Source organism: Scytonema sp. UIC 10036 (assembly GCF_009725235.1).
The window spans coordinates 40,250-61,398 of sequence record NZ_WJFC01000028.1; the positions used below are offsets into that span (position 1 = coordinate 40,250).

At 41.7% G+C, this 21,149-nt stretch carries 25 protein-coding genes and 1 pseudogene; 8 read left to right on the plus strand and 18 right to left on the minus strand.

Annotation, left to right across the window (positions count from 1 at the left end; translation table 11 throughout):
• Positions 1-512 precede the first annotated feature (512 nt).
• The 4 genes from F7734_RS15540 to F7734_RS15555 all read right to left on the minus strand — a co-directional run bounded on the left by F7734_RS15540 (position 513) and on the right by F7734_RS15555 (position 3,234).
• Positions 513-1,349, minus strand: coding sequence for an Rpn family recombination-promoting nuclease/putative transposase (locus F7734_RS15540; protein WP_155745564.1), 837 nt, complete (start codon positions 1,347-1,349; stop codon positions 513-515).
• A gap of 113 nt (positions 1,350-1,462) precedes the next feature.
• Complete coding sequence (locus tag F7734_RS15545; protein WP_243146902.1) at positions 1,463-1,855, minus strand: hypothetical protein; 393 nt, start codon at positions 1,853-1,855, stop codon at positions 1,463-1,465.
• Between the two features lie 124 nt (positions 1,856-1,979).
• Entirely contained in the window at positions 1,980-2,651 is a 672-nt protein-coding gene (locus F7734_RS15550; RefSeq protein WP_155745565.1) for a hypothetical protein, read from the minus strand.
• Complete coding sequence (locus tag F7734_RS15555; protein WP_155745566.1) at positions 2,641-3,234, minus strand: TetR-like C-terminal domain-containing protein; 594 nt, start codon at positions 3,232-3,234, stop codon at positions 2,641-2,643. Before F7734_RS15555 ends, F7734_RS15550 begins: the two co-directional genes overlap by 11 nt.
• Before the next feature lie 92 nt (positions 3,235-3,326).
• On the opposite strand from F7734_RS15555, the gene F7734_RS15560 reads away from it, so the two are divergent.
• A complete protein-coding gene (locus tag F7734_RS15560; RefSeq protein WP_155745567.1) occupies positions 3,327-4,808 on the plus strand; it encodes an amidase in 1,482 nt (493 codons plus the stop codon).
• 99 nt (positions 4,809-4,907) lie between these two features.
• Here F7734_RS15560 and F7734_RS15565 read toward each other — a convergent pair whose 3' ends face one another.
• Both F7734_RS15565 and F7734_RS15570 read right to left on the minus strand, forming a co-directional pair.
• Positions 4,908-5,189 carry a hypothetical protein gene (locus F7734_RS15565; RefSeq protein WP_155745568.1) on the minus strand — a complete coding sequence of 94 codons (282 nt, stop codon included), beginning with the start codon at positions 5,187-5,189 and terminating at the stop codon, positions 4,908-4,910.
• A gap of 237 nt (positions 5,190-5,426) precedes the next feature.
• Entirely contained in the window at positions 5,427-5,777 is a 351-nt protein-coding gene (locus F7734_RS15570) for a helix-turn-helix domain-containing protein (RefSeq protein WP_155745569.1), read from the minus strand.
• A gap of 196 nt (positions 5,778-5,973) precedes the next feature.
• Between F7734_RS15570 and F7734_RS66120 the strand changes: the two genes are divergently transcribed.
• Together F7734_RS66120 and F7734_RS15580 are read left to right on the plus strand one after the other, a co-directional pair.
• On the plus strand, positions 5,974-6,705 hold the full coding sequence (locus F7734_RS66120) for a zinc-binding dehydrogenase (RefSeq protein ID WP_347566206.1): 732 nt from the start codon (positions 5,974-5,976) through the stop codon (positions 6,703-6,705).
• Between the two features lie 385 nt (positions 6,706-7,090).
• Positions 7,091-7,300 carry a hypothetical protein gene (locus F7734_RS15580; protein ID WP_155745571.1) on the plus strand — a complete coding sequence of 70 codons (210 nt, stop codon included), beginning with the start codon at positions 7,091-7,093 and terminating at the stop codon, positions 7,298-7,300.
• Positions 7,301-7,582: 282 nt separating this feature from the next.
• Here the strand turns inward: F7734_RS15580 and F7734_RS15585 are convergent, their stop codons facing one another.
• The 4 genes and pseudogenes from F7734_RS15585 to F7734_RS15600 form a co-directional block, all read right to left on the minus strand.
• The gene (locus F7734_RS15585) at positions 7,583-7,843 is read right to left on the minus strand and encodes a hypothetical protein (protein ID WP_155745572.1); all 261 of its coding nucleotides are present in this window, start codon (positions 7,841-7,843) and stop codon (positions 7,583-7,585) included.
• Between the two features lie 12 nt (positions 7,844-7,855).
• Positions 7,856-8,287 (minus strand): GNAT family N-acetyltransferase, encoded by a 432-nt coding sequence (locus F7734_RS15590; RefSeq protein ID WP_155745573.1) that lies wholly within the window; start codon positions 8,285-8,287, stop codon positions 7,856-7,858.
• A gap of 333 nt (positions 8,288-8,620) precedes the next feature.
• Positions 8,621-10,048: a nitrogenase molybdenum-iron protein alpha chain gene (gene nifD / locus F7734_RS15595; protein ID WP_155745574.1), complete on the minus strand. Its 1,428-nt coding sequence runs from the start codon at positions 10,046-10,048 to the stop codon at positions 8,621-8,623.
• A gap of 207 nt (positions 10,049-10,255) precedes the next feature.
• Positions 10,256-11,005: pseudogene (locus tag F7734_RS15600) on the minus strand (nitrogenase iron protein); the annotation flags it as partial.
• Positions 11,006-11,044: 39 nt separating this feature from the next.
• Here F7734_RS15600 and xisF point away from each other — a divergent pair.
• The gene (xisF, locus tag F7734_RS15605) at positions 11,045-12,415 is read left to right on the plus strand and encodes a fdxN element excision recombinase XisF (RefSeq protein ID WP_155745575.1); all 1,371 of its coding nucleotides are present in this window, start codon (positions 11,045-11,047) and stop codon (positions 12,413-12,415) included.
• Here the strand turns inward: xisF and F7734_RS15610 are convergent.
• Both F7734_RS15610 and F7734_RS15615 read right to left on the minus strand, forming a co-directional pair.
• Positions 12,399-12,554, minus strand: coding sequence for a hypothetical protein (locus tag F7734_RS15610; RefSeq protein WP_166481930.1), 156 nt, complete (start codon positions 12,552-12,554; stop codon positions 12,399-12,401). The genes xisF and F7734_RS15610 overlap by 17 nt on opposite strands.
• A gap of 232 nt (positions 12,555-12,786) precedes the next feature.
• Positions 12,787-13,239: a methyltransferase domain-containing protein gene (locus tag F7734_RS15615; RefSeq protein ID WP_347566208.1), complete on the minus strand. Its 453-nt coding sequence runs from the start codon at positions 13,237-13,239 to the stop codon at positions 12,787-12,789.
• A gap of 172 nt (positions 13,240-13,411) precedes the next feature.
• Here F7734_RS15615 and F7734_RS15620 point away from each other — a divergent pair, with 172 nt between their 5' ends.
• Positions 13,412-13,783: a hypothetical protein gene (locus F7734_RS15620; RefSeq protein ID WP_155745578.1), complete on the plus strand. Its 372-nt coding sequence runs from the start codon at positions 13,412-13,414 to the stop codon at positions 13,781-13,783.
• Between the two features lie 148 nt (positions 13,784-13,931).
• Here the strand turns inward: F7734_RS15620 and F7734_RS15625 are convergent, their stop codons facing one another.
• Complete coding sequence (locus F7734_RS15625; protein ID WP_155745579.1) at positions 13,932-14,228, minus strand: hypothetical protein; 297 nt, start codon at positions 14,226-14,228, stop codon at positions 13,932-13,934.
• A gap of 137 nt (positions 14,229-14,365) precedes the next feature.
• Here F7734_RS15625 and F7734_RS15630 point away from each other — a divergent pair, with 137 nt between their 5' ends.
• The 3 genes from F7734_RS15630 (at position 14,366) to F7734_RS15640 (ending at position 17,249) form a co-directional block, all read left to right on the plus strand.
• Positions 14,366-14,536, plus strand: coding sequence for a Mo-dependent nitrogenase C-terminal domain-containing protein (locus F7734_RS15630; RefSeq protein WP_155745580.1), 171 nt, complete (start codon positions 14,366-14,368; stop codon positions 14,534-14,536).
• 453 nt (positions 14,537-14,989) lie between these two features.
• Entirely contained in the window at positions 14,990-16,345 is a 1,356-nt protein-coding gene (locus F7734_RS15635; protein WP_155745581.1) for a hypothetical protein, read from the plus strand.
• Positions 16,346-16,685: 340 nt separating this feature from the next.
• Entirely contained in the window at positions 16,686-17,249 is a 564-nt protein-coding gene (locus F7734_RS15640) for a Gfo/Idh/MocA family oxidoreductase (protein WP_347566209.1), read from the plus strand.
• A gap of 44 nt (positions 17,250-17,293) precedes the next feature.
• Here F7734_RS15640 and F7734_RS15645 read toward each other — a convergent pair whose 3' ends face one another.
• From F7734_RS15645 to F7734_RS15665, 5 genes are all read right to left on the minus strand, one after another.
• Entirely contained in the window at positions 17,294-17,488 is a 195-nt protein-coding gene (locus F7734_RS15645) for an AAA family ATPase (protein ID WP_279239723.1), read from the minus strand.
• A 377-nt stretch (positions 17,489-17,865) separates the two neighbouring features.
• On the minus strand, positions 17,866-18,222 hold the full coding sequence (locus F7734_RS15650) for a group 1 truncated hemoglobin (RefSeq protein WP_155745582.1): 357 nt from the start codon (positions 18,220-18,222) through the stop codon (positions 17,866-17,868).
• Between the two features lie 158 nt (positions 18,223-18,380).
• Positions 18,381-19,283: a Fe-S cluster assembly protein NifU gene (gene nifU, locus F7734_RS15655; protein WP_155745583.1), complete on the minus strand. Its 903-nt coding sequence runs from the start codon at positions 19,281-19,283 to the stop codon at positions 18,381-18,383.
• Positions 19,284-19,391: 108 nt separating this feature from the next.
• The gene (gene nifS / locus F7734_RS15660) at positions 19,392-20,600 is read right to left on the minus strand and encodes a cysteine desulfurase NifS (protein WP_155745584.1); all 1,209 of its coding nucleotides are present in this window, start codon (positions 20,598-20,600) and stop codon (positions 19,392-19,394) included.
• Between the two features lie 111 nt (positions 20,601-20,711).
• Entirely contained in the window at positions 20,712-21,047 is a 336-nt protein-coding gene (locus F7734_RS15665; RefSeq protein WP_155745585.1) for a 4Fe-4S binding protein, read from the minus strand.
• Positions 21,048-21,149: the final 102 nt, after the last annotated feature.

Consider the following 21,149-nt stretch of genomic DNA (forward strand, 5'->3'; position numbering starts at 1 on the left):
CAGCTCCTTCAAGTGGTAGATTATTAGGCAAATTGTGTAATTTTGGTGGAAGTAGCATTATTGTAAGTTTTTTATTTTTGATATATGGATATAGTAACATTATAAGGAAAATACTGATGGGAAGGACGACGCCACCAATAATCAAACCTTGCAGTTACGAGCGGGCTAGTACAGAGCAGCGTCAATACGCATACTGTTCTCGACACTGCAAGCAATTTAATTTTCGTAACCTCTAATGGTATGTTTCTGATGCCAAGCTGTACTAGTATCCGGGCTAAGCGTTGGCGAACCCTCTTGGAACGGGAATCGCGTGTCTCTCTTTGCGGACTGAAAGCGTTGAGTCGCATTTTCTACCAAAAACGGTTTCTAAACTGACTTTTTAACAATTGTCAACAATCGTAGGGGCGCAAGGCCGCCGCGCCCCTACAAGTGCTGTAAAACTATTCCGAAAAAGAACAGTTGTTAGCCGTTTACAGTTTAGATCCTGGCGGAAATGCATCGTCATCTTAACTCTAAAGTGCTGCTAACCACGACTGCAAATCAGCCATACTGGTAAAATCTAACAGTGCTTCACTCAAATCTTCTAGAACAGGCAAAGGTAAAGTAGAAATTGAAGAGCGCATTTCCTCAGAAAGTTCTCCAAATCGCTTTGTTAGCTGTCGAACAATCAGATTAGCAGCCTCTTGCTGTCGTCCTTCTTCCTTAATTTCCTGATAAACTCGCGTCTCCTTGATTGTTATCCCCAGCATTGATTCTATCTCCTTTCTACTTAATTGCTCAAACTTGTACACCATAATTGTCATAATCATCTCTATTATGGCGCGACTCTGTGGTGATGGTAATTCTCCACGGGTTCTGGATAACAAATACCTTGCTTGTTCTGGTGCTTGAGTTTCTTCTACCGTAGTTAGCACCATCAATGCTACCCATAAAGGTAACGAGTCAATATCTCCCAACTCATCTAAATACACCCGGTGTACTTGTCCACCATTCAGGAATGAGCGATGGGGATTAAGATCGCTTTGTTCGATACTGCGTGTTGGATAAATTATCACTGCTTGCCAGTCGCTAAACCTGTCACGGTTGCGATAAAAATATAATGAGGATTCTGCAAATAGCCGTTCATACAGCTTTTCATCTTTTTGAAACTGTACTTCACAGAAATACACAACTCCAGCACCTGCATTTTCCGGTGGGAGAAATACACCGTCAATCTCAAATTTCGGTTCTTTGACAGCTACCGAGTCAAATTTGTACTCTCCCGCATTTTCTGGTGGCTCTGTCAATAGTTCAAAGAGTAAACTGGGGGATTGTTGAAACAGTTTGTAAAAAATCGAATCTCTCCGCATGAGGAATTTTACTGAATTGATAAAATCTGCATTTCATTTAATCACATATTCCTTCACATCGCCTCGTCCTCGATTCCCCTAGAACTAATTCCCGAATTTTGGATTCGCGATTCTCAAGCGTCTAATAGCGCAGGGATAATGAGGACACTGGCTACAGCCGCAGCCAGAGTATTTATCCACTGCCACTGCCAACTCACAACTGTTGCGATCGCGACGGCTGCAAGCACAAATGATGCATGACCCCTGTGGGAGTACAAACCGATTGGCTGTTGGTTTTGGAAAATGGTACTTGCCAGGATATTGTCTCTGAAAAGTTGACCCATTGTCGCGGTGTAGTCAATTTTCCAGTCAATAACTTGAGGGAAAATGCTGATGGCAAGGACAACGCCACCAATCACCAAACCTTGAAGTTGCGATCGCGCTAGCTCTGAGTGCAGTCTCAGTAGTAGAGTATTGCTGAGGGTGAAGATTGCAATCAGTATCCAGTAGAGTAAGCCATCGCCCATCTGTTCTTGACCTAGTAGGGAACGCAAGGGAAAGGAACAAGTCAGCGTTATCAATGAATAGAAATGCTAATGGAAATTCAGTTCACTGTTAGATGAGGCAGAACTTTGTAGAAGAAATGAAGTTTTATCTGAGACGTATATCTGCAAAGTACGTCATAATTTTACCAGTCCAGAAACTATCAATTTCAGTTCTTCCTTCTTTTAAAGTAATCATTTTCTTCTTTGCTAGATAACTTTCATAAGTAAACCTAACTTGATATTTGCTGGGTTTAAAATTCCAAAAAATCCAAATACCTCCATAACTGGCATTACCTAAAAGCCTTAAGCAATTTTTGTTATACCAACTAAATTTAGCATTCATTAAAAAATCTAAACTCTTTCCAGGTATGATTAGAGGAATATCAAATTCTTCTACCTCTCTAGTGGCATTTTTATTTAAATCCATTTGCATAGTATGTCCTTGTGGATCTAACATTTCTGGTAAAACGTGGGGCAAATCAAAGCGGTATGGTGTTGATGTTTGATTAGTAATCCGAACCCCAAACTGAATAGGAGTTTCTTCCCCGTATTTAGGAAGATACACCGTTTGCTCGGGGACTAAAGTTTCAAAGCGGATACCATCTACTTCAATGGCATTGCTACTGTTTGATTCACTTGATGTCATATTGGCTATCCTTTCTACGTCTAAATTTTCACGTACTGTCCATCTTCTAGAAACGTGGCTTAATGCCATTTCACAAATGCTCTTGGCTGTAATCGTATTTAATTTTTTATATTTTGAGTAGTCAACCATCATCTCGTCGAACGTGTTCGATCGCAACAATCAGTGCATCCAATATGACATCATAGCTTCGATCGGTAGAGCGTTCCAAAGTCATTAGCCCTGCTTGCTCAACGGCAATAAATCCGTAAATTGCAGCATTCAACATTCGCATCACATCAATTAACTGAGTATCGGTTAAATCATAAGCATTCAAAGCTTGGCGAAGGAAGTTTAGGAGTTGCTGAATAATTGCACCTGCTTGTGGATCGCTAGGCTGAAGTTGAACTTGCATCATGACTTGATAACGAGCAGGATAGGTTTTGGCAAAGTTGCGGGCAAAATGTCCCAACTGTTTCAGCAAATCTGGAGTGATTGAGCGTTCAGCAATCATCTGCTGACACTGAGTTAAGTACTGTCGCCAGAGTTCTATGACTGTTGCTCGCTGCAAATCTGCATTATTCTCCAAATGCTTGTAAATAGCAGGTGGTTTAATGCCTAAAAATCGAGCGACTCGACTAACTCCAAGCGCCGATGCTCCATCGCGATCTATGCAACAGATAGCTGCTGCAATCACATCTTGCCGTGACAATGATTTTTCCTTGACTGGACGACCCATAGTTGCTAAATTAGTTAAAGTATTTAACTAAAAGTGAATATAATTAACTTATATCTTGCCTTGGCGTTTGACGAATGAGGAGAAATTGACTTATGAGCGACTTAGTTTTCCTATCTGCCCATCAACTAGCTCAGATGATTCGCGATCGCATTGTTTCTGCTGTTGAAGTAACCGACGCTTATCTAGCTCAAATCGCTAAACATAACACAAAGCTCAATGCGATTTGCACGTTGGATGAAGATAACGCCCGTACTAGAGCCAAGCTTGCGGATGAAGCCTTAGCTAGAGGAGAAAATAGGGGTGCTTTGCATGGTGTTCCCATCACGATTAAAGATATTTTTGAAACCGCCGGACTCCGCACCACCGCAGGTTACATTCCCCTGAAAGACTACATTCCTCAACAGGATGCAACTGTTGTGGCTCGGCTTCGGGCATCCGGAGCCATCATCCTTGGAAAAACAAATATGGCGGAGCTAGCTGGTAATTTTCAGAGTACGAATTCTCTCTTCCCACGGGTGAATAATCCCTGGAATGTTAATTACACAGCAGGCGGTAGTTCTGGAGGGAGTGCTGCTGCTGTTGCTGCTGGACTTTCACCGTTAGACATCGGCAACGATATTGCTGGTTCCGTGCGCCAACCCGCTCATTTCTGTGGCGTCTATGGTTTAAAGCCCACAGATCGCCGTATCTCTACAGCCGGATCGATTCCAGAAGTACCGGGAATGCCCTATTGTCTCCGGCAAATGATAACTGTAGGCTGTTTTGCCCGCTCGCTCAAAGACATTCAACTCTGTTTTTCATTAATTGCAGGAGCCGATGTTCGCCGTCCTGATGTTCCGCCTATTTCGCTGGATACTCCTTCTGGTAAGGCTTTAAAAGACCTTAAAATTGCTTGGATTGACGAATGGGTAGAAGTCCCTGTGAATTCTGAAATTCGATCTGCAATCCAAGCGACTGCACACAAACTTTCTCTAGAGGGTGCTCGTGTTGAACGCTGGCTTCCTAAAGATTTCGATCTCTCGATAGTATGGAATCTCTACGGACGAATAGCAGCCTACATCAACAACTACGCCCAACCCAAAGATCGCTATAATATTCAACGCAGCTTGGAGTTACTTTTTCGCACAGCCACTCAAGGTGACAAGAAACTCCGAGAGTTAGGGAATTTAAGCCGGGTTTTACCCGAACTTCTCAATCCCACCTTAAGAGGATATTTTGAGACTCTTACCGAGCGCGATCGCTTCATTGCCCAAATGGACTCTGCTCTGGAACCATGGGATGCGTGGCTCACTCCTGTAGCGGCAACTCCAGCTTTTACCCATCGTCCAGCTTGGAGCGCTATTGACATTGAGGGCAAGCTCTATCCTCATGGAATCGCCAATGGAGCCTACACCATACCATTTAATCTCAGCGGTCATCCTGCTGTAGTGATTCCCATCGGGCAGACTCAAAATGGTTTACCAATTGGACTGCAAATTGTTGGGAAGCGATGGCGAGAGATGGAATTGTTGGCGATCGCTGAGGAACTTAACAAAGTGGTTGGTAATTTCCAACATCCATTGCCTTCTTGTTAAATCCAGTATCGATGACAAAATCCAGGGAAAAATCTGCCTGTTCGGGTAGGGGAAAGGTTACGGGAATCATTGCTTTGCGTTCTCTCGTTCTGCCGTAAATCATTCGACTGTACGCACCATAGGAGCATTACCGAAGGTGACAGCGACATCATAACCGATTCGCATGGTAAATAATCTGGCATTAGGGTTTTTCTGTTTCAACTTTAATCCTGACTCCACACCAATTTTATCGCTCGCATATTCGCCAGTTTCAGCATCGATGACAATCATCTTGCCGATATTATCTCCATGTTCGACAGAGGAACGGATGCCATTTTCGTAAAAATCTCTGGCTCTGCGGGCAACTTCCTCGACAGTCCAAAAAAGTGCTTCCGTATTCATAACACCTCACTTTGCCCTAACTATGAAAAGTAGATAAAATTTGCAGCAATCGCAAGCTACATATTCAGTTAAATTCCAGCTTAACAGAATATTTTGAGACTCTCACCAAGTGCGATCGCTTCACTGTTCAAATTGACTCTGCTTTGGAACCATGGGATGTATGGCTCACTCCTGTAGCAGCAACGCCAGTTTTTAAATTACCTCGTGGAGCGATCGCTTCATCACGAACATAAAGATTTAGCGTTGATTTTGACGATATTCTTCTAATTTATCAATAACATCCAGAATTTCAACAAAACGGGAGCCAAAGTCAGTCAATTCATACTCTACACGTGGTGGAATCTCAGGATAAGCAACTTTCTCAACAATACCAAAATTAACGAGATCCGATAACCGTTCATTTAAAACCTTAGTTGTTAATCCCTCAGTTGCACGAGTCATTGCTCCTGGGCGGTTAACTCCTATGCGAATTAAACGTAAAACTTCTAACATCCATTTGCATCCAAGTGTGTGCTCCACAATATGGGAAACATTTGGCTGTGAAGTAGAGAAATTTTTTTTCAAGCTTCGAGGCTGTGATGTCTGCATTTGCTACTAAACGGTAACTACCTTACCAAACGGTGCTGACTTGCGAGGTCAGAGAGAACCGATCTACACTAAGTGGTATCGAAATACCCTCTCCGTTAATTTTAGAACAAGGAGGCAAAAGCATTGATGAAATCCATGCAAGCATTTGTATTAACTGCATTTGGTGATGCTGAGAATTTTGAGAATTGGGGAATCAGTGACAGAGTTCAAGGTGGGAGACGAGGTTTATTACTCGCCGCAAGTTTTTGGGAAATTTGGTAGCTATGCTCAATATCATGTTGCTGATGCAGCTATTGTTGCTTTTAAGCCTATTAATCTATCACATATTGAAGCCGCTTGTTTTCCTCTTGCAGGAGGAACAGCTTGGGATTGTCTAGTAACTAGAGGGAATTTACAAGTCGGTGAAACAGTTCTCATTCACGCTGGTGCTGGTGGAGTTGGTTCAATCGCGGTTCAATTAGCGAAAGCAATGGGGGCATATGTTATTACAACCTGTAGTTCTAAAAATCGAGATTTTGTTAGAGAACTTGGTGCAGATCGAGCCATCGATTACAAAAATGAAGACTATGTGAAAGTTGTTCTTCAAGAAACAGATGGACTGGGTGTAGATTTAGTTTTAGATGCGATCGGAGGTGAGACTATTCAGAATAGCCTAGAAATTATTCGCCCATTTGGTCGGCTTGTGAGTATTGTAGATATTGCGACTCCGCAATCACTGATTAAAGCATGGGGCAAGAACTTGACTATCCATTTTGTTCTTGCGCCCCAGTATCGAGCCAAGTTAGATGCTTTGACAAAACTCATCGATCGCACTCAGCTTCGTCCAGCGATCGATTCAATACTACCTTGGGATCGGGTAGTTCAAGCGCACCAGCGTTTAGAAAGAGGAGGAACACGAGGGAAAATTGTGTTGGAATTTACATCATAAATTAGCTTAACCCATCTTTATCCTAAATGAGAGTTTGTTGAGAAATCCATAATTTATTGTTCATTTACCTTTCATCTTTCTACACTCAATTTCTCAGAGTTCAATCATCTTTCAGCACAATCTACAGAGCATAATCAACATAATGTTCAAGCCAGAAGCTCCAATCTCCTAATCCTGGAGGTTAACTATCAATCGGCTGTAATTTGGTATTGCAAAGTCAATGTCAGGTTTATACTGCCGGTTAATTACGTAGCGATCGCTTTAACTCTAATTTTCTGGGAGAATCAGCAGTAGTAACCCAAGTTGCTAGTTACAAATTCAGGTAGTTTCCTGTGTCAATTAAGCAATAAAATTCCCTCTAGAGAGAAAAGTGAGGAGGGGAAATATGCTTAATGAAATAATTACCATCTATGCTATCATCGACGACTTGTTAAAAGCGATTGGACATGATAAAAATTGCCGACGTAAAATGAGTGACGCGGAAATTATTACAACGGCGATAATTGCTGCAATATTCTTCGGTGGTAATCATAGCATGGCTTGCAGCTATATGAAAGACCATAAATCGTCATCCCCTGCAACTGCTAGCATCTAGCAGTATTACCGTATTGCAATTTACAAGTTCACAAATCCGAAATTACTCACTGTTGATGGAACATTGCCTTCTGGTTGTCTGATTACTACTGTGCGACGCGACATCTTGGGTGGGATGGAGGATATTGATATTGTTAATCATCATCGCGATCGCGTTTGGACGCAATTGTTTATCCCAGTTATGTGCGCGTAGTGATTTGAAATTCCGAAGGTTGGCATTTTCTCAAAGATAAACCTTAGCATTCATAACTCTTAATCTAAATTTTAAGTATTTAAAAATTTATTATCGTTCTCCTAAAGTTTCTTGAATATGGTTTTCTAACCATTTTTCATATTCTTCAAGTTCAGCTACCTCCTTCATTAATTGTTGTCGGCGTTCTTTAATTTCTGCTAGATGCTTAAGCAAATTGCTACCATCTAGTACAGATTGTACTAGTGAAATAAATTCTTGTTGGGAAATTTCTCGACCAGCAAAAGCTGTGGCTTCTAATTCATCTAATTTTGCCCAACGTTGGAGTTGTTCGGGAGTAGGATAATGAGTCATTAGGATTTCTGGTTAATCAAGTGGTTGTAGTTGACGGCGCTGCTTTATTTCTGACAAAACTGTATTGGCTGTATACTCGGTTACTATTAACTCTCTGGAATAATCGGTTTCTCTAAAGCCAACATTCTGATAAAACTCCTTAGCTCTTTCAATTGTAAGTACTTTTACAATACCACCAAACCCTCTTGCTTGACTTTCTCCTATAATACCTTCGATTAGCGAGGTGGCAGCGCCTTTGCGCTTGTAGATAATATCTTGACCTGTTTGCTCAATTACATTCCAGGGCGCGTTAGTTAGGCTTTCAATTATAATACCTTGTTTTAATTCTGTTTCAATTTCTATTTGTTCAATCGATACAATCGCTGCAGCTTGTAATATACCTAAATTATCAGTAATTCCTCGATAACTACTACTATTGACTCCAGAAAAAGCTAGTGCTTCCACTTTTGCAACACAATCTCCAAATCTTATTCAAAATATTCTCTGTATGTCCCCATCATAAAAAGTATTAATGTATTCTCTACATTTATTGTTCCATCTAATTAATTGGATGCGAAAGTCTGTTGATGTGCAATAATTATAGTTGAAATTATTCATATTTAGTCTAAAAAAGTAGTAATTCAAAAGTTTTGTTTTTTACAGTTTTTCTTTAATAGAAATTTAATTAACTCCTATAAAGTGGATTAAATAAGCATTTTATCTAATGTGTTGTTCAAAAAATATTATCATTGAATTACTGAAAAACTTGAATTTAGGCTAAAGTTAGGCTAAACTTTATTATTCCTTCAAAATATATTGTCCTATCTGACTTTGAAGTGCGATCGCAGAATCGGAGTAATCCCAGGAGTGCATTTGACGGAAAGGCAGAGCCATCTTCTGGAATACGTACTTCTCTTTAATACCAGAAGCAATTAAATCGGGCTTCATGTGCTTGACGAACTCTTCAAACTCGAAAGCTGTTACGTCATCATAAATAATGGTCGCGCCATCAATATAGCTAGTAGTACGCTTGTAGTCGTCGTTGTGAGCGAACTCGTAACCAGTACCAATAACTTTGATACCAAGATCTTCAAACGCGGGAACAACGTGACGGGGACGCAAGCCACCAACGTAAAGCATGACTGTCTTGCCTTCGAGGCGAGGACGATACTTCTCAAGCACCGCATTCATCACTGGAGTATACTTAGCGATGACTTTCTCAGCGTTTTCTTGGATCTTCTCATCAAAGCGAGATGCAATTTCGCGTATTGATGCAGCAATCTTGTTAGGACCGAAGAAGTTAAATTCCATCCAAGGCATACCGTAAGATTCTTCTAAACTACGGCAGATGTAGTTCATTGAACGGTAGCAGTGAATGAGCACTAACTTAGAAGCAGGACCGTTAACCAACTCGTTAACAGTACCGTCACCAGACCACTGAGCAACAACACGCAAGCCCATTTCTTCAAGGATCATGCGGCTAGCCCAAGCATCACCACCAATGTTGTAGTCACCGATAAGTGCTACATCATAAGGACCGGGTTCGATAGACAAAGTATTTTCTTTCTTAGCCTTATCGAATCTAGGGAACATATGGTCGCGGAGAGCATCGTTAGCGATGTGGTGTCCGAGAGATTGAGAAACACCACGGAAACCTTCGCAACGTACAGGTACAACAGGCTTATTAATTTGTTTAGAAGCTTTTTTAGCAACAGCTTCGATATCATCTCCAATCAAACCGATAGGACACTCAGACTGAACGGAGATACCACGGTTGAGGGGGAAGAGTTCTTCAATTTCCTCAATGATTTTGGTAAGCTTCTTGTCACCACCAAACACGATATCGCGTTCTTGGAAGTCGGAGGTGAAGTGCATGGTACCGAAGGAATCGACACCAGTCTTACCAATATAGTAGTTACGACGACCAGACCAGGACCAGTAACCACAACCAACTGGACCGTGGCTGATGTGGATCATGTCCTTAATAGGACCCCAAACCACACCCTTAGAACCTGCATAAGCGCATCCACGAGCGGTCATTACGCCAGGAACTGATTTGATGTTGGATTTAACACCGCAATCAGCCTTACCATCTTCATGAACGTTCAAATGCTTTTCGCGCTTTTTGCGGGATTTTTCTGGATAAGCAGAAAGAACTTCTTTAATCAGCTCTTTATGTTCTTCTACCTTATTTTCTGCGTTATTTTTGCCTTCTGTGTATGTCATGGTGTTTCCTGTGGCTAGTAACTGGTAAGACGCGGTATGAAGTATGAATTATGAAGTATGAAGTATGAAGTGTGAAGTATGAAATCTAAAAAGTTTTGCATCCTTTATTCTTCATACTTTATTTTTTATCTTTCATACTTTCATCTTTGAGGATTGGGTGGGCAGATAGCCCACCTTTGTAAGCATTCCCTACTTCTATTGAGTTGCTTATGCAGGAACTTCGGAAGCTGGTTTGCCAACAATATTTGCGTGCTTGGTATCGTCGTCGAGGATACCGAACTCTACGAGTAGAGCTTCTAGCTCGTCCATTTCTAGAGGTGTGGGGATTGTGAGTTTGTCGTTGTTGATGATCTTCTGAGCTAATGCGCGGTATTCATTGCTTTGGTTGCTGTCGGGTGCGTACTCGTTAACAGTCATCCGGCGCAATTCAGCGTGCTGAACGATGTTGTCGCGAGGTACGAAGTGAATCATTTGGGTGTTTAAGCGTTCTGCCAAGGTTTCAATGAGTTCGATTTCCCGGTCAACTTTACGGCTGTTACAAATCAGACCACCCAAGCGTACACCACCAGAGTGAGCGTACTTGAGAATACCACGAGCGATGTTGTTTGCAGCGTACATCGCCATCATTTCACCAGAGGTCACGATGTAAATTTCTTGAGCTTTGCCTTCACGAATTGGCATTGCGAAACCACCACAGACAACGTCACCCAATACGTCGTAGGAGACGAAATCTAGGTTTTGGTAAGCACCGTTTTCTTCCAAGAAGTTGATGGCAGTGATGATACCACGTCCAGCACAACCTACTCCAGGCTCAGGACCACCAGATTCTACACAACGAACACCACGGAAGCCAGTGAGCATTACTTCTTCGATTTCTAAATCTTCTACTGCGCCGCGCTCAGCAGCAAGGTGTAATACGGTGGTTTGAGCTTTGCTGTGTAGCATCAAACGGGTGGAGTATGATTAACAAAAGAAACAGTTTATTAACGATCGTTTATGCGAGTAGGTTACGTCAGAGTTAGTACCAGAGAACAGGATGAGGGAAATGCGTTGGAACAACAGACAGCCCGTATCGAGAAGGCGGGTGCTGTTTTGATATTCTCAGATATTGAGAGTGGACGGTCAGATAAGCGTAAGGAATTTAACAAAATGCTTGCTATGTGCAAGCAAGGAAAAATAAGTGAGGTTGTTATCACTCGTATTGACAGATTGGCAAGAAGCGTAATTACCATTCATCGAACGCTTGTAACCCTCGAAGAGTATAAAGTTAAATTAGTTGTCTTGGATGCTCCAGTTGACCCATCATCGCCTTTTGGGTGGTTCAGTGTTAACCAAATGGCAGGTTTGGCAGAATTTGAATCGAGGTTACTTTCGGATCGGATTAGGCACGGGTTGAACTATTTCCGGGAACAAAAGAAAGCAGCCCCTCGTCCTCCTTTTGGGTATAAGCGGGTTGACGAGAAATATGCACCAGACATGACGCTGCATGAGTCTGGTAAAACTAACTGGGCGATCGCATCTGAGATCGTTGACTATTTTTTATCTGGCAACGCCACATTAAGAAGTACCGCACAATATGTACTAGAAACTTACGGAATTTCATGGACAGCAGCTGGGTTGAGGTATTGGATAACTAGTCCAGTATTGCGAGGACATACTGCTTACAACATGCGAGGCAATCTAGGCAATCCTGAAAAGTGGGAGGTATATCAAGATACTCATGAACCGCTACTCTCTAATGATAAATTTAAATTTATACAGAAAAAATTGGAAGACAATCGACACAAGTACAGTTACGGCAACAATAAGAATAGTACTAAAGAGCCATTACCCTTGGTAGGTCAAATCATTTGTAATAACTGCGGGTATAAATGTTTTTGTTTGAAGCATAAGTGGAAGACTTACAGAATTCGGTGTAAAAAACACGATAATCTAGGAGACGCTTTCTGTAGTAATAAGATTAGCGCTTATCTACCAGATATTATTTCAGCTGTTGACATTGCACTAGCGACAAGATATGAAGAAATCAAAAAATACACAGTAGCAAATTTATCGTTAAAAGAAGAGGACGATCCAGACGCGATCGCTAGGCAAGAGCAATTAAAAGCACTGAAGTTATTGCCACAAAATCCAATTATTCAAAATGCAATTGAACAAACTTTGCTAGAGATACAAGTACTGAAGCAAAAAGAGGTTACAGCAAAGCAGGTAAGCATTGAATTGGTAAAAACGCTAACTACCTGCTTTGAAAACATTGGTTATTGGAACGAATTATCTTGGGCAGATAAACAACCAATCTACAAAGAATTAGTTGATTTTGTAAAAGTTTTTAATGGTAAGATACTGGAAATCAAGCTACTGGTTTAGCTAAGTTCTCAAATTCGGCTTCAAACTCTTCTTTCGTCATCGCCATAAGTTGTTTTCTTGTAGCTGAGTCTAAGTGGCGAATTGTGTACCATCTTTGAGCAGTGCGGAGTAGTATCTGTGCTGCTGTTTCTTGCTGCATAATCATGAAGCGTTTGGATTTATCTTTAGTTTCTGCTTGGGAACAGCCCAGGTGGATTCTAGTAGTCTGTTTATGTTATCCTATTAACTAAGTTTTCTATGGCATGAACTCCACCGAGCATTACTTTGAGAATAGCAAAGACTAAAAAATTATTTGTTCGTCGCAAGCCAACTGTATATATTAACGCGATCGCTAAATGAGAATGAGCAAGCCGTTTTTTGATTTAGCTTGGCTAGAAAGATCTTCTGCACTCTGCTGAGTATATTTTCAGTAAATTACCAATTTCGCCAAAATAGCCGACAACAAAAAGCGAATAGTGGATAAGCGTCAGTGCTTTAAGAATTACATCTTGGATTGCATTGTTATGAAGTTGGATGTTTGTCATGCCATGAAGCTTAAAATATTTTGCATACTCAACCTGATAAACGATATCTGCCAGGACGACCAGACCAATAGGCTTGAGAACTCTAATAATTTCATCTAGTGCTTTTTTGCGATCGGTTTCTGCTTCCAAGTTATGAATCGCCCAACTTGAGAGCACAACATCAAAGTAGTTTTCCGGAAAAGGCAACTGACGCATATCGGCTGTTTTGACTTCAACACGCTCTGTCACACCTTCAGTTACAGCATTGGATAGTGCAGCGGCAGAACTATTGTTAGCTTGATCGTGCGAGCTAGGGAGGATTTTTGACCGCTTCTACCGGGTAAACAGCGATCGCTCTCGTAGCACTGGTGGTTCTGGATTAGGGTGTCCGCGTAACCCGATGTCTCGCATGGCAAGAGATTGAGCTGGAAATAATAGATCCTAATATTAGAGAAAGGGTCACTCAAATAATTATCAAGTTCTTGGGAAATTTATGACAGACTTTACCTTAAAGCAACAAAGTTTTATCAAAAATGATATACCTACCCGCCTAAATCAGTTGGCGGAAAATTTAGCTCAAATTAAAAACTTATTTGCAGGAGTTGGGCATCAGGAATCGATACTTAATCTTGCCAAGGAAAGTAGGTATTTTATCGAGTGGACGGTTCCAGACATGGTACAGGTGGATATTGACCAAGCTGCTGAATTGGTTGATTTAGGACGTGTTGTGACACGCTGGCTATTTCATTGGGACAAAATTTGGCTTGATTCCGTAGAAAAAACTAAAGTCATCCAGCAAGCAGAGGATTGGTTAGCAAGGGTTTTGGAAATAGCGCAAATACAGTCTCACTCAATTACTGTATAAATCATCAATGTGGCAGCTATCAAGTAAGTTTTTTCATGTGGATAGAGTAATGATGACGATTCTCAGAAAAGATGATAATGCATCACGCGATGCATTATCATCTACTAGATAACTGAAAGCTGGTAAAATGCTAAAAATTTGGCATATCTTACTTTGCGTTAAATAGGCGATCGCGCAGTTTCAATGCTAGTTCTTCTGATATTCCTACCTCACGAGCCGCGCTAATGTAATCAGCATCGCTTGGTCGCTGGCTGTTTGAATCGTCGGTACTGTCTTTCTTTTGTAAGGATTTTTCAGATTCTAGTAAGTTTAAATACTCGGTTAAAAGAACTATCACCTTTTTTGATAGAGGAAGAATTTTCCAAGCAGAATCAGAGCGAAGACGTTCTATGCGATCGCTTAGGTCTGATAGGTTGAGCGTAGTTCGGGTCGGAGAATTAGCCATTTTTCTACTTTATCGTCTTTAGCACGCGATCCTTCTTTAGCACTTACTACATTAAAAATTTTAATAATGCAAGTCATGCTAAAAATGAAAAAAGTGCTATCTTTTAATATGTACAGTTTTCACATTAAAGGTAAATCATGCAAAATAACTTGCCCACAGAAGCAATAGAACCCAGAAGATTTTGTCGCATCTGGTTGGTATTGATGGGATATGCCATCAACATTCCCTCTTTATGCAGCATTAATCCTCTTTACAACCGATTGATGGGCTTACGATTTCGCGCTCTTCAGTATCTCTCTAGCCACTGAAGAAAAGTGAAAAGTTGCCTTCTTGCTAATAAAAGCGTAAAAGATTTTGATATGTCAGTTACTGAAGCGATCGCATACTACACCACCAACAACCATAGTTACCCCGCCTTCGGAGGGTTTTCCGATTCCAGGATTCCCTCTCTTTGCAGTTTCTCGATTATGGCATCGCGCATAAATTTGGATTTGTTGGGAACATTTTCCGTAAGAACATCCTTTAACCAGCTTGGTAATTTTAAGGTTATGGGGTGTTCACCATGTTTGATCCCAAGCACTGACTTCCTGCCAGCCTTCTTCTTGGTACATAGAGTCACGTCGTCTCTCATAACAATTTTTTCGATAAAATCTAATAGGTCAACAAAAAATGAGTAACACCCAATACTTATAATAAATGTAATGAAAACGCGCAACCCGATTGGGAAGCGCAACTAATCAAAACTACTACCACAGTAACATATGCAAGTACTCCACGCGAATGCTCCCTCCCAAGAGAAAAAGTTCATTGTTGAATGTGAAGGTTTTGAATATTCTGAGTTGGCGGGATTTGCCGAGCTAAAATATGCCTTTTTCCTTTTAGAACGCAAAGAGAGTCTCAGTGCAAAAGAATATAGGGCGTTGCTAGGAGAGCATGGAAAGGAGAAAAAAGAAGCAGATAAGCTCATTAAGCTGGCAAAACTAGCTAAGACCCACGGCTTCAGTGCTGAAGATTTGGCGGAACTGGGGACAATGATGTTCTCGTTGACCACTCCAAGCAATGCTCTGGTATGGGAAGCAATGAAAAATGTGGAAGAGTTAACCCAAGTTACACTATCCGCCCTCCAAAAAGAAGTACGTCAAACAGCTAAAGCATCAAAGCCTGCATCCGATCCCCGCTCAATTTTGAAACGAGAAAAAGGGGGTGGGAAGCGATATGGTCAGCTCGCTAAAATTCATGACCAAGAACTGATCGCGAACTTAGAGCGCATTTTTGTGGAAGATGGAGTATCGCAGACGCAATTTTTGCGTGAAGCTGTTTCCCAATATCAAGCTCAAAGGACAAACCAGCCGATTGCGACTAGCAATACTGAACCTCTAGCAGAACCAAACGTTCATATCAAAAAGAATGAGATCGCACCAGAAACTTCTACTTCTCAAGAAACGATCGCTATTCCCTCTCCTCTCGTCTCTATTGCTGATGATAAGCAAGCTAATACTCATACAAAGTTGAACATTGAAGAACAGGCGATCGCAACAACTGCTGCACTCAATATTCCCGCAAGCTCTGATACTCCCTTACAGCAGATAGATGAAATGTTTTCCAGCAATGATGCAGTTAGCGAAAGCCAACTTGAAAGGCCTGCAAACGAACAGGCGGTCGCACAAGCAAAACTAAATAACCATATAGCTAAGCCAGAGATAGATGACGCTAGCCTTTCCGATTCACTCAAAAAGGCAGTTAACTGGCAAGAGATTGAGCAGCTTACGGAATGCGATCGCAATCGTTTCGCCGAGGCGGTAAAGGATTGGAGCATCGAGGAAAAGCAGGTACTAGTAAAGCACTTAACAGCTTGTCTAGAAACTAATTCTGAAGCACTTCGATTGCATCAGCATGATTGGGTACCACTCCCGTCTTTAGAAAAAGCCTTCAAAAATTTATCCTTTAAAGTTAGGGATATCCAAGAGGGATTGAGCGCACCTTGGGTTAGTGGCTGTCAATTTGTTAGTGTTGCAGACTTTGGCAATGACTCAGATGAAGTGTGGATTTTTATCAGCCCCACCCAACACATAATTGAGGTCATTGATAGAGAAGACTTTCAAGTTGTTGGCTTTTAGTCAATTGGAGTGAAAGTAAAATGACTATCACCGCTCAGTTGGCAATTTACGTCTATGTGGATGATGGAATCTTTCATGAGTAAGAGGAAAGAAATAATCTTGCTGGTTAAAGTATGCTTGAACCCGTAGATTACGCTTATTTTTGTCCTGCTCATGTTGTTTATTTTAGGGTCAAATCTATGAATAAAAACGTTACTAAGTGGCACTTAGGAAGGAGATTTTTATGAAGGCATGAGTCCTCAACTGTATGCTAAAACTCTCACCACAAGAATTCAATACTCAAGCCCTGGCACGAGTCATATTTGCAAACCGATAGGACTGGTCACAAAAAATCATCGGTATCTACTGCATTAACGCTGCTCGTTATTTGTTTCAAGATGAGCCGATTGAAGTCTTTGCCACTAGTGCTAGCAAAAATCAACCCCGCTTTCGTGAAGTGGCAGAAATGACGAGTGCAATTCTTCGCTTTCCCAACGATCGACTAGCAGCATTTTCATTGAGCTTTGGTGCTGCAAAAGTCTCCACCTATCAAGTAGTGGGAACGAAAGGCGATTTGCGAGTCAATCCTGCTTATGCTGGAGACGGTGAAATTAAGCATTATTTGACGATTGACGGTAAAACTCAGGAGCAATCGTTTGCCGGACGAGATCAGCTTGCGGCTGAGTTTGTTTACTTTTCAAATTGCATTTTGCAGAACAAACAACCGGAACCATCAGGTCAAGAAGGCTTGATTGATGTTCGCATTATTCAAGCACTATATAAGTCAATCGAGACTGGTGGCTTTGTGAAACTTCAACCTATTCAGCGCGATCGACGCCCTGATATGAATCAGTCTATCAAGCGTCCACCTGTTGAACAAGAGCCAGAACTAATTCACGCAGCCGATCCATCAGGCAAGTCTTGATAAGTAGAGTGGGTCAGGTTTGAGGGTTGCCCCTCACCCCTACCCTAAAAACGGTACGTAACAGTGGCATTTATGTTTATTTTGTAAAAACCACAGGAGTCAGCTTTGGGGTCACAACCTACAATCATAATGCGCTGACCCATTTCTGCCATAGCGGCAAGGGTATTTTGAGAAGTTGTAGACTTACCGATACCGCCTTTTCCGTAGAATGCTATTTGTCTAATTTTTTCGTCAGACATGATGAGTTTTCTCCTGCAATTGATTGATTGGTTGGTTGTTGGGTGGGTCTGTTTTGTTTGGGGAGTGGGGATTGGGGACTAGGGAGAGGGGGTAGACAAGGGAGAGAGGGTAGACAAGCTAGAACTTTCTTCCTTGTCCTCCTTGTCTTCCTTGTCCCCCTTGTCTCTCTTTCCCAGTCGCCATTCTCCTTAAGAATAGAACGTCACCGGAGGCGATCGCCCTACCACTAAAACCATTGAAAGCATCATCTATTCCTCAGTTTATTTCTAAATTTCTTCAGACTTAAGTACTTTACAAGCACTTCGTAATGTGCATTCGCCTGAAACACCAAGTAGGGCTTGACGGAACTAGCCGTCAAAAATCAATGCTTGAGACATTACTTGTTCAAGATAGCGCCTTGCAACTTGGAGACGCGATCGAGAGCAGCGTTTGTGTCTTCTGCAGAAACTCCACATGCAGTTAATGAATCACGAAGATGCTTTGAAATAGCATCAAAATGTTGGGGCTGTAGATTCATACCCTTGTGGGTTTGGTCCATGGAACGACCGTTGTAGCCTTTAGGACCGTCAAAAATTTGAGCAAAGAAAGCAACTTGTTGAGCGTGTTGCTTAGCCATGTCTGTGTTAGCAAAGAAGTGATTGAGGGTGCTGTCAGCCATGACGCGCTTGTAAAATTCAGCGACTGCTTTCTCAACACCTTGCTGTCCACCGAGTTTGTCGAATAATGCGCTCATATTCTTGTCCTTTGAAGCGAGTTGGATACCGAAATTCACATTCTTCTGATTCTTGGATCGCAGCGCTTTAGAGGTAACTGTTCACCATTTACGGACTCAATAGGATTGCGTGCATTGATTCCTACTTGATGTTTCAGGCGAATGCAAATTACTCAGTTCTAAATCAATCGGTCAACCGCTTCTACCACCAGATCTTTGCTTACGCGATCGCGCAACCTAGCTTCTATGGCAATCTTTAAAGTTGCCGTACTGCTAGAACACGAACCGCAAGCACCTTGAAGCAGAACCTTCACGCGATCGCCTTCTACGTCATACAGTTCCACATCTCCCCCGTCGGCGATCAAAACGGGTCGAACTTCTTCATCAAGGACTTTTTGAATGAGTGCAATCTTTTGCACCGAGGTCAGTGGCTTTTGGGCAAACTGACTTGCAGTCCTTGGTTGTAGGGAATTATTTACAGGGGATGCGGATTCCTTCTGTACTAATGCAATTATATCATCAATTGCTGCCAAACAAGATCCGCATCCGCCACCAGCTTTTACATAATTTGTTACCTGTTCGGCGGTTGTTAAATTATTCTCTACAATAACGCGCCGAATTTTTGTATCGCTGATACCAAAACAGGTACAAATTAGAGTTCCTTCATCATCATCGTCATGGGCTGCGAGAGGAATACCTCTATAATTATAGATAGCAGCTTCCAATGCTTCTTGTCCCATAACCGAACAATGCATTTTTGCTTCTGGCAATCCACCAAGATAGCTAGCAATTTCTTTATTACTAATCTTAAGCGCTTCGTCTAAAGTTTTTCCTTTCACCAGGTCAACCAGAGCTTCAGAAGAAGCAATAGCGCTAGTACAACCAAAAGTTTGATAACGAGCTTCGAGAATTTTGTCAGTTTCTTCCTCTATTTTCAGATGCAATCTTAGAGCATCTCCACAAGCAATACTGCCTACTTCACCAACAGTAACTTTAACACCAGGTTCACCAGTTTCTTCCAAAACCCCTTGATTTTTGGGATTGTAGAAGAGATCCATTACTTTATCTGTGTAGTCCCACATAGCCGATTTTAGATTGATTGTTAATTGCTAATTGCTAATGGCTAATTGCTAATGGCTAATAGTTAATTGCGACTAACGACTAACGACTAACAACTAACCACTCACTAATTACCGATGAGCCAAACTTTTTTCGTGTTCTTGCAGCCAACTTGCATTGTCACTCTTAAATGGAGAGAGTGTACGCAGATGTTCCACAATACCCGGCATTACTGCCAGAACTGCATCAATTTCGGCTTCTGTAGTGTAGCGGCAAAGACTAAAGCGAATGGAACCGTGCAAAATTGTATAGGGTAAACCCATTGCTCGCAAAACATGGGAGGGTTCCAAAGAGCCAGAACTGCAAGCAGAACCAGATGAAGCACAAATACCGTATTTGTTGAGAGAGAGCAGAATTGCTTCGCCTTCGATAAACTTGAAGCCAATGTTGGTTGTATTTGGCAATCTTTGGCTTATATCGCCGTTGACTTCACAATCTGGAATTTGAGCGAGAAGAGTTTGTTCGAGGCGATCGCGCAACTGCTTTTCTCTGGTTGTTGCTTCCTCTAGATGTAATAATTCTAATTCAGCTGCTTTGCCTAATGCAACGACTCCTGGAACATTTTCTGTGCCTCCGCGTCTTCCGCGTTGTTGTCCTCCACCCACAATCATGGGACGGAATCTAACTCCACGACGCACATACAAAGCACCAATACCCTTGGGTGCGTGAATCTTATGACCCGACATGGTTAACATATCAATGGTGCTAGTCTTCATATTCATGGGAATTTTGCCCACAGCTTGGACTGCATCCACATGGAACAGAGCACCGTACTCCTTCACCCGCATCCCAATTTGTTCGATGGGGAACACAGTACCCGTTTCATTATTAGCATACATGATTGTCACGAGAGCAGTGTTACCTGTAAGCGAAGCTTCCAGTTCATTTAAATCCAACTGTCCCTGACGATTAACAGACAAATAAGTAACTGAATAACCTTGAGATTCTAATTGCTTGCAGACATTCAAGACTGCAGGATGTTCGACTTGCGTTGTGATAATGTGACGCTTGTCAGGTTGTGCTAACAATGCAGCACGGATAGCAGCATTGTCACCTTCAGTACCGCCACTTGTAAAGACAATCTCAGATTCATCAGCACCCAAGAGAGCAGCAACCTGTTCGCGTCCTTGTTGAACTGCTTTACCAACCTGCCCACCAAAAGTGTGCATACTAGAAGGATTACCGTAATAATCAGTTAAGAAAGGCAACATTGCCCCTACAACTTCTGGATCTACTTTTGTGGTAGCATTATTATCCAGATAAATACAATCTTTTAGCATTGCTTCCAACTTTGTAAGATAAGGAATTGTTGATGGTTAGTGGTTAGTGGTTAGTGGTTAGTAGTTAATAGTTATTTATTCAACTAACAACTAACAACTAACAACCAACAACTAACAACTAACATTTTTTTCTAATTGTCTGGAAAACTGCTGTGAATAATAGTCAAACCAGTTTTCCCAATAATCTTGTTTTTTTGTTAATTTTGCGAGTAGTTGATTGTAAGTAGCAAACCAGCACTCCCAGTAATCGCTAGTTTCTTTAACGCAACCATTACAGGTTGGACAACCTGCCACACACTGAGGAACAGTATAGGCAGTACCAACACAATTAGTGCAGAGATTGGGGTCAATCCAGTGCCGACCATCAACAATCTTGATTGCATTAACAGGACACGCAGAGATACACAGTTTGCAAGAAATGCACTTGCTGGTTATCTTGTAAGACATGACTTTTCCCCGGAATAGTAAGAGACTTCAATTTGGGAAATGGGTACTGGATAATGGGCATTGGTTGGTGGTTGGTGGTTAGTGGTTGGTGGTTAATAGTTA

What these genes read in the sequence shown, in the direction of transcription:
- F7734_RS15540 (WP_155745564.1), bottom strand. Translation starts at nt 1,349, where the DNA reads ATGCGGAGAGATTCGATTTTTTACAAACTGTTTCAACAATCCCCCAGT.
- F7734_RS15545 (WP_243146902.1), bottom strand. Translation starts at nt 1,855, where the DNA reads ATGGGCGATGGCTTACTCTACTGGATACTGATTGCAATCTTCACCCTC.
- F7734_RS15550 (WP_155745565.1), bottom strand. Translation starts at nt 2,651, where the DNA reads ATGATGGTTGACTACTCAAAATATAAAAAATTAAATACGATTACAGCC.
- F7734_RS15555 (WP_155745566.1), bottom strand. Translation starts at nt 3,234, where the DNA reads ATGGGTCGTCCAGTCAAGGAAAAATCATTGTCACGGCAAGATGTGATT.
- F7734_RS15560 (WP_155745567.1), top strand. Translation starts at nt 3,327, where the DNA reads ATGAGCGACTTAGTTTTCCTATCTGCCCATCAACTAGCTCAGATGATT.
- F7734_RS15565 (WP_155745568.1), bottom strand. Translation starts at nt 5,189, where the DNA reads ATGAATACGGAAGCACTTTTTTGGACTGTCGAGGAAGTTGCCCGCAGA.
- F7734_RS15570 (WP_155745569.1), bottom strand. Translation starts at nt 5,777, where the DNA reads ATGCAGACATCACAGCCTCGAAGCTTGAAAAAAAATTTCTCTACTTCA.
- F7734_RS15580 (WP_155745571.1), top strand. Translation starts at nt 7,091, where the DNA reads ATGCTTAATGAAATAATTACCATCTATGCTATCATCGACGACTTGTTA.
- F7734_RS15585 (WP_155745572.1), bottom strand. Translation starts at nt 7,843, where the DNA reads ATGACTCATTATCCTACTCCCGAACAACTCCAACGTTGGGCAAAATTA.
- nifD (WP_155745574.1), bottom strand. Translation starts at nt 10,048, where the DNA reads ATGACATACACAGAAGGCAAAAATAACGCAGAAAATAAGGTAGAAGAA.
- xisF (WP_155745575.1), top strand. Translation starts at nt 11,045, where the DNA reads ATGCGAGTAGGTTACGTCAGAGTTAGTACCAGAGAACAGGATGAGGGA.
- F7734_RS15610 (WP_166481930.1), bottom strand. Translation starts at nt 12,554, where the DNA reads ATGCAGCAAGAAACAGCAGCACAGATACTACTCCGCACTGCTCAAAGA.
- F7734_RS15620 (WP_155745578.1), top strand. Translation starts at nt 13,412, where the DNA reads ATGACAGACTTTACCTTAAAGCAACAAAGTTTTATCAAAAATGATATA.
- F7734_RS15625 (WP_155745579.1), bottom strand. Translation starts at nt 14,228, where the DNA reads ATGGCTAATTCTCCGACCCGAACTACGCTCAACCTATCAGACCTAAGC.
- F7734_RS15630 (WP_155745580.1), top strand. Translation starts at nt 14,366, where the DNA reads ATGCAAAATAACTTGCCCACAGAAGCAATAGAACCCAGAAGATTTTGT.
- F7734_RS15635 (WP_155745581.1), top strand. Translation starts at nt 14,990, where the DNA reads ATGCAAGTACTCCACGCGAATGCTCCCTCCCAAGAGAAAAAGTTCATT.
- F7734_RS15645 (WP_279239723.1), bottom strand. Translation starts at nt 17,488, where the DNA reads ATGTCTGACGAAAAAATTAGACAAATAGCATTCTACGGAAAAGGCGGT.
- F7734_RS15650 (WP_155745582.1), bottom strand. Translation starts at nt 18,222, where the DNA reads ATGAGCGCATTATTCGACAAACTCGGTGGACAGCAAGGTGTTGAGAAA.
- nifU (WP_155745583.1), bottom strand. Translation starts at nt 19,283, where the DNA reads ATGTGGGACTACACAGATAAAGTAATGGATCTCTTCTACAATCCCAAA.
- nifS (WP_155745584.1), bottom strand. Translation starts at nt 20,600, where the DNA reads ATGCTAAAAGATTGTATTTATCTGGATAATAATGCTACCACAAAAGTA.
- F7734_RS15665 (WP_155745585.1), bottom strand. Translation starts at nt 21,047, where the DNA reads ATGTCTTACAAGATAACCAGCAAGTGCATTTCTTGCAAACTGTGTATC.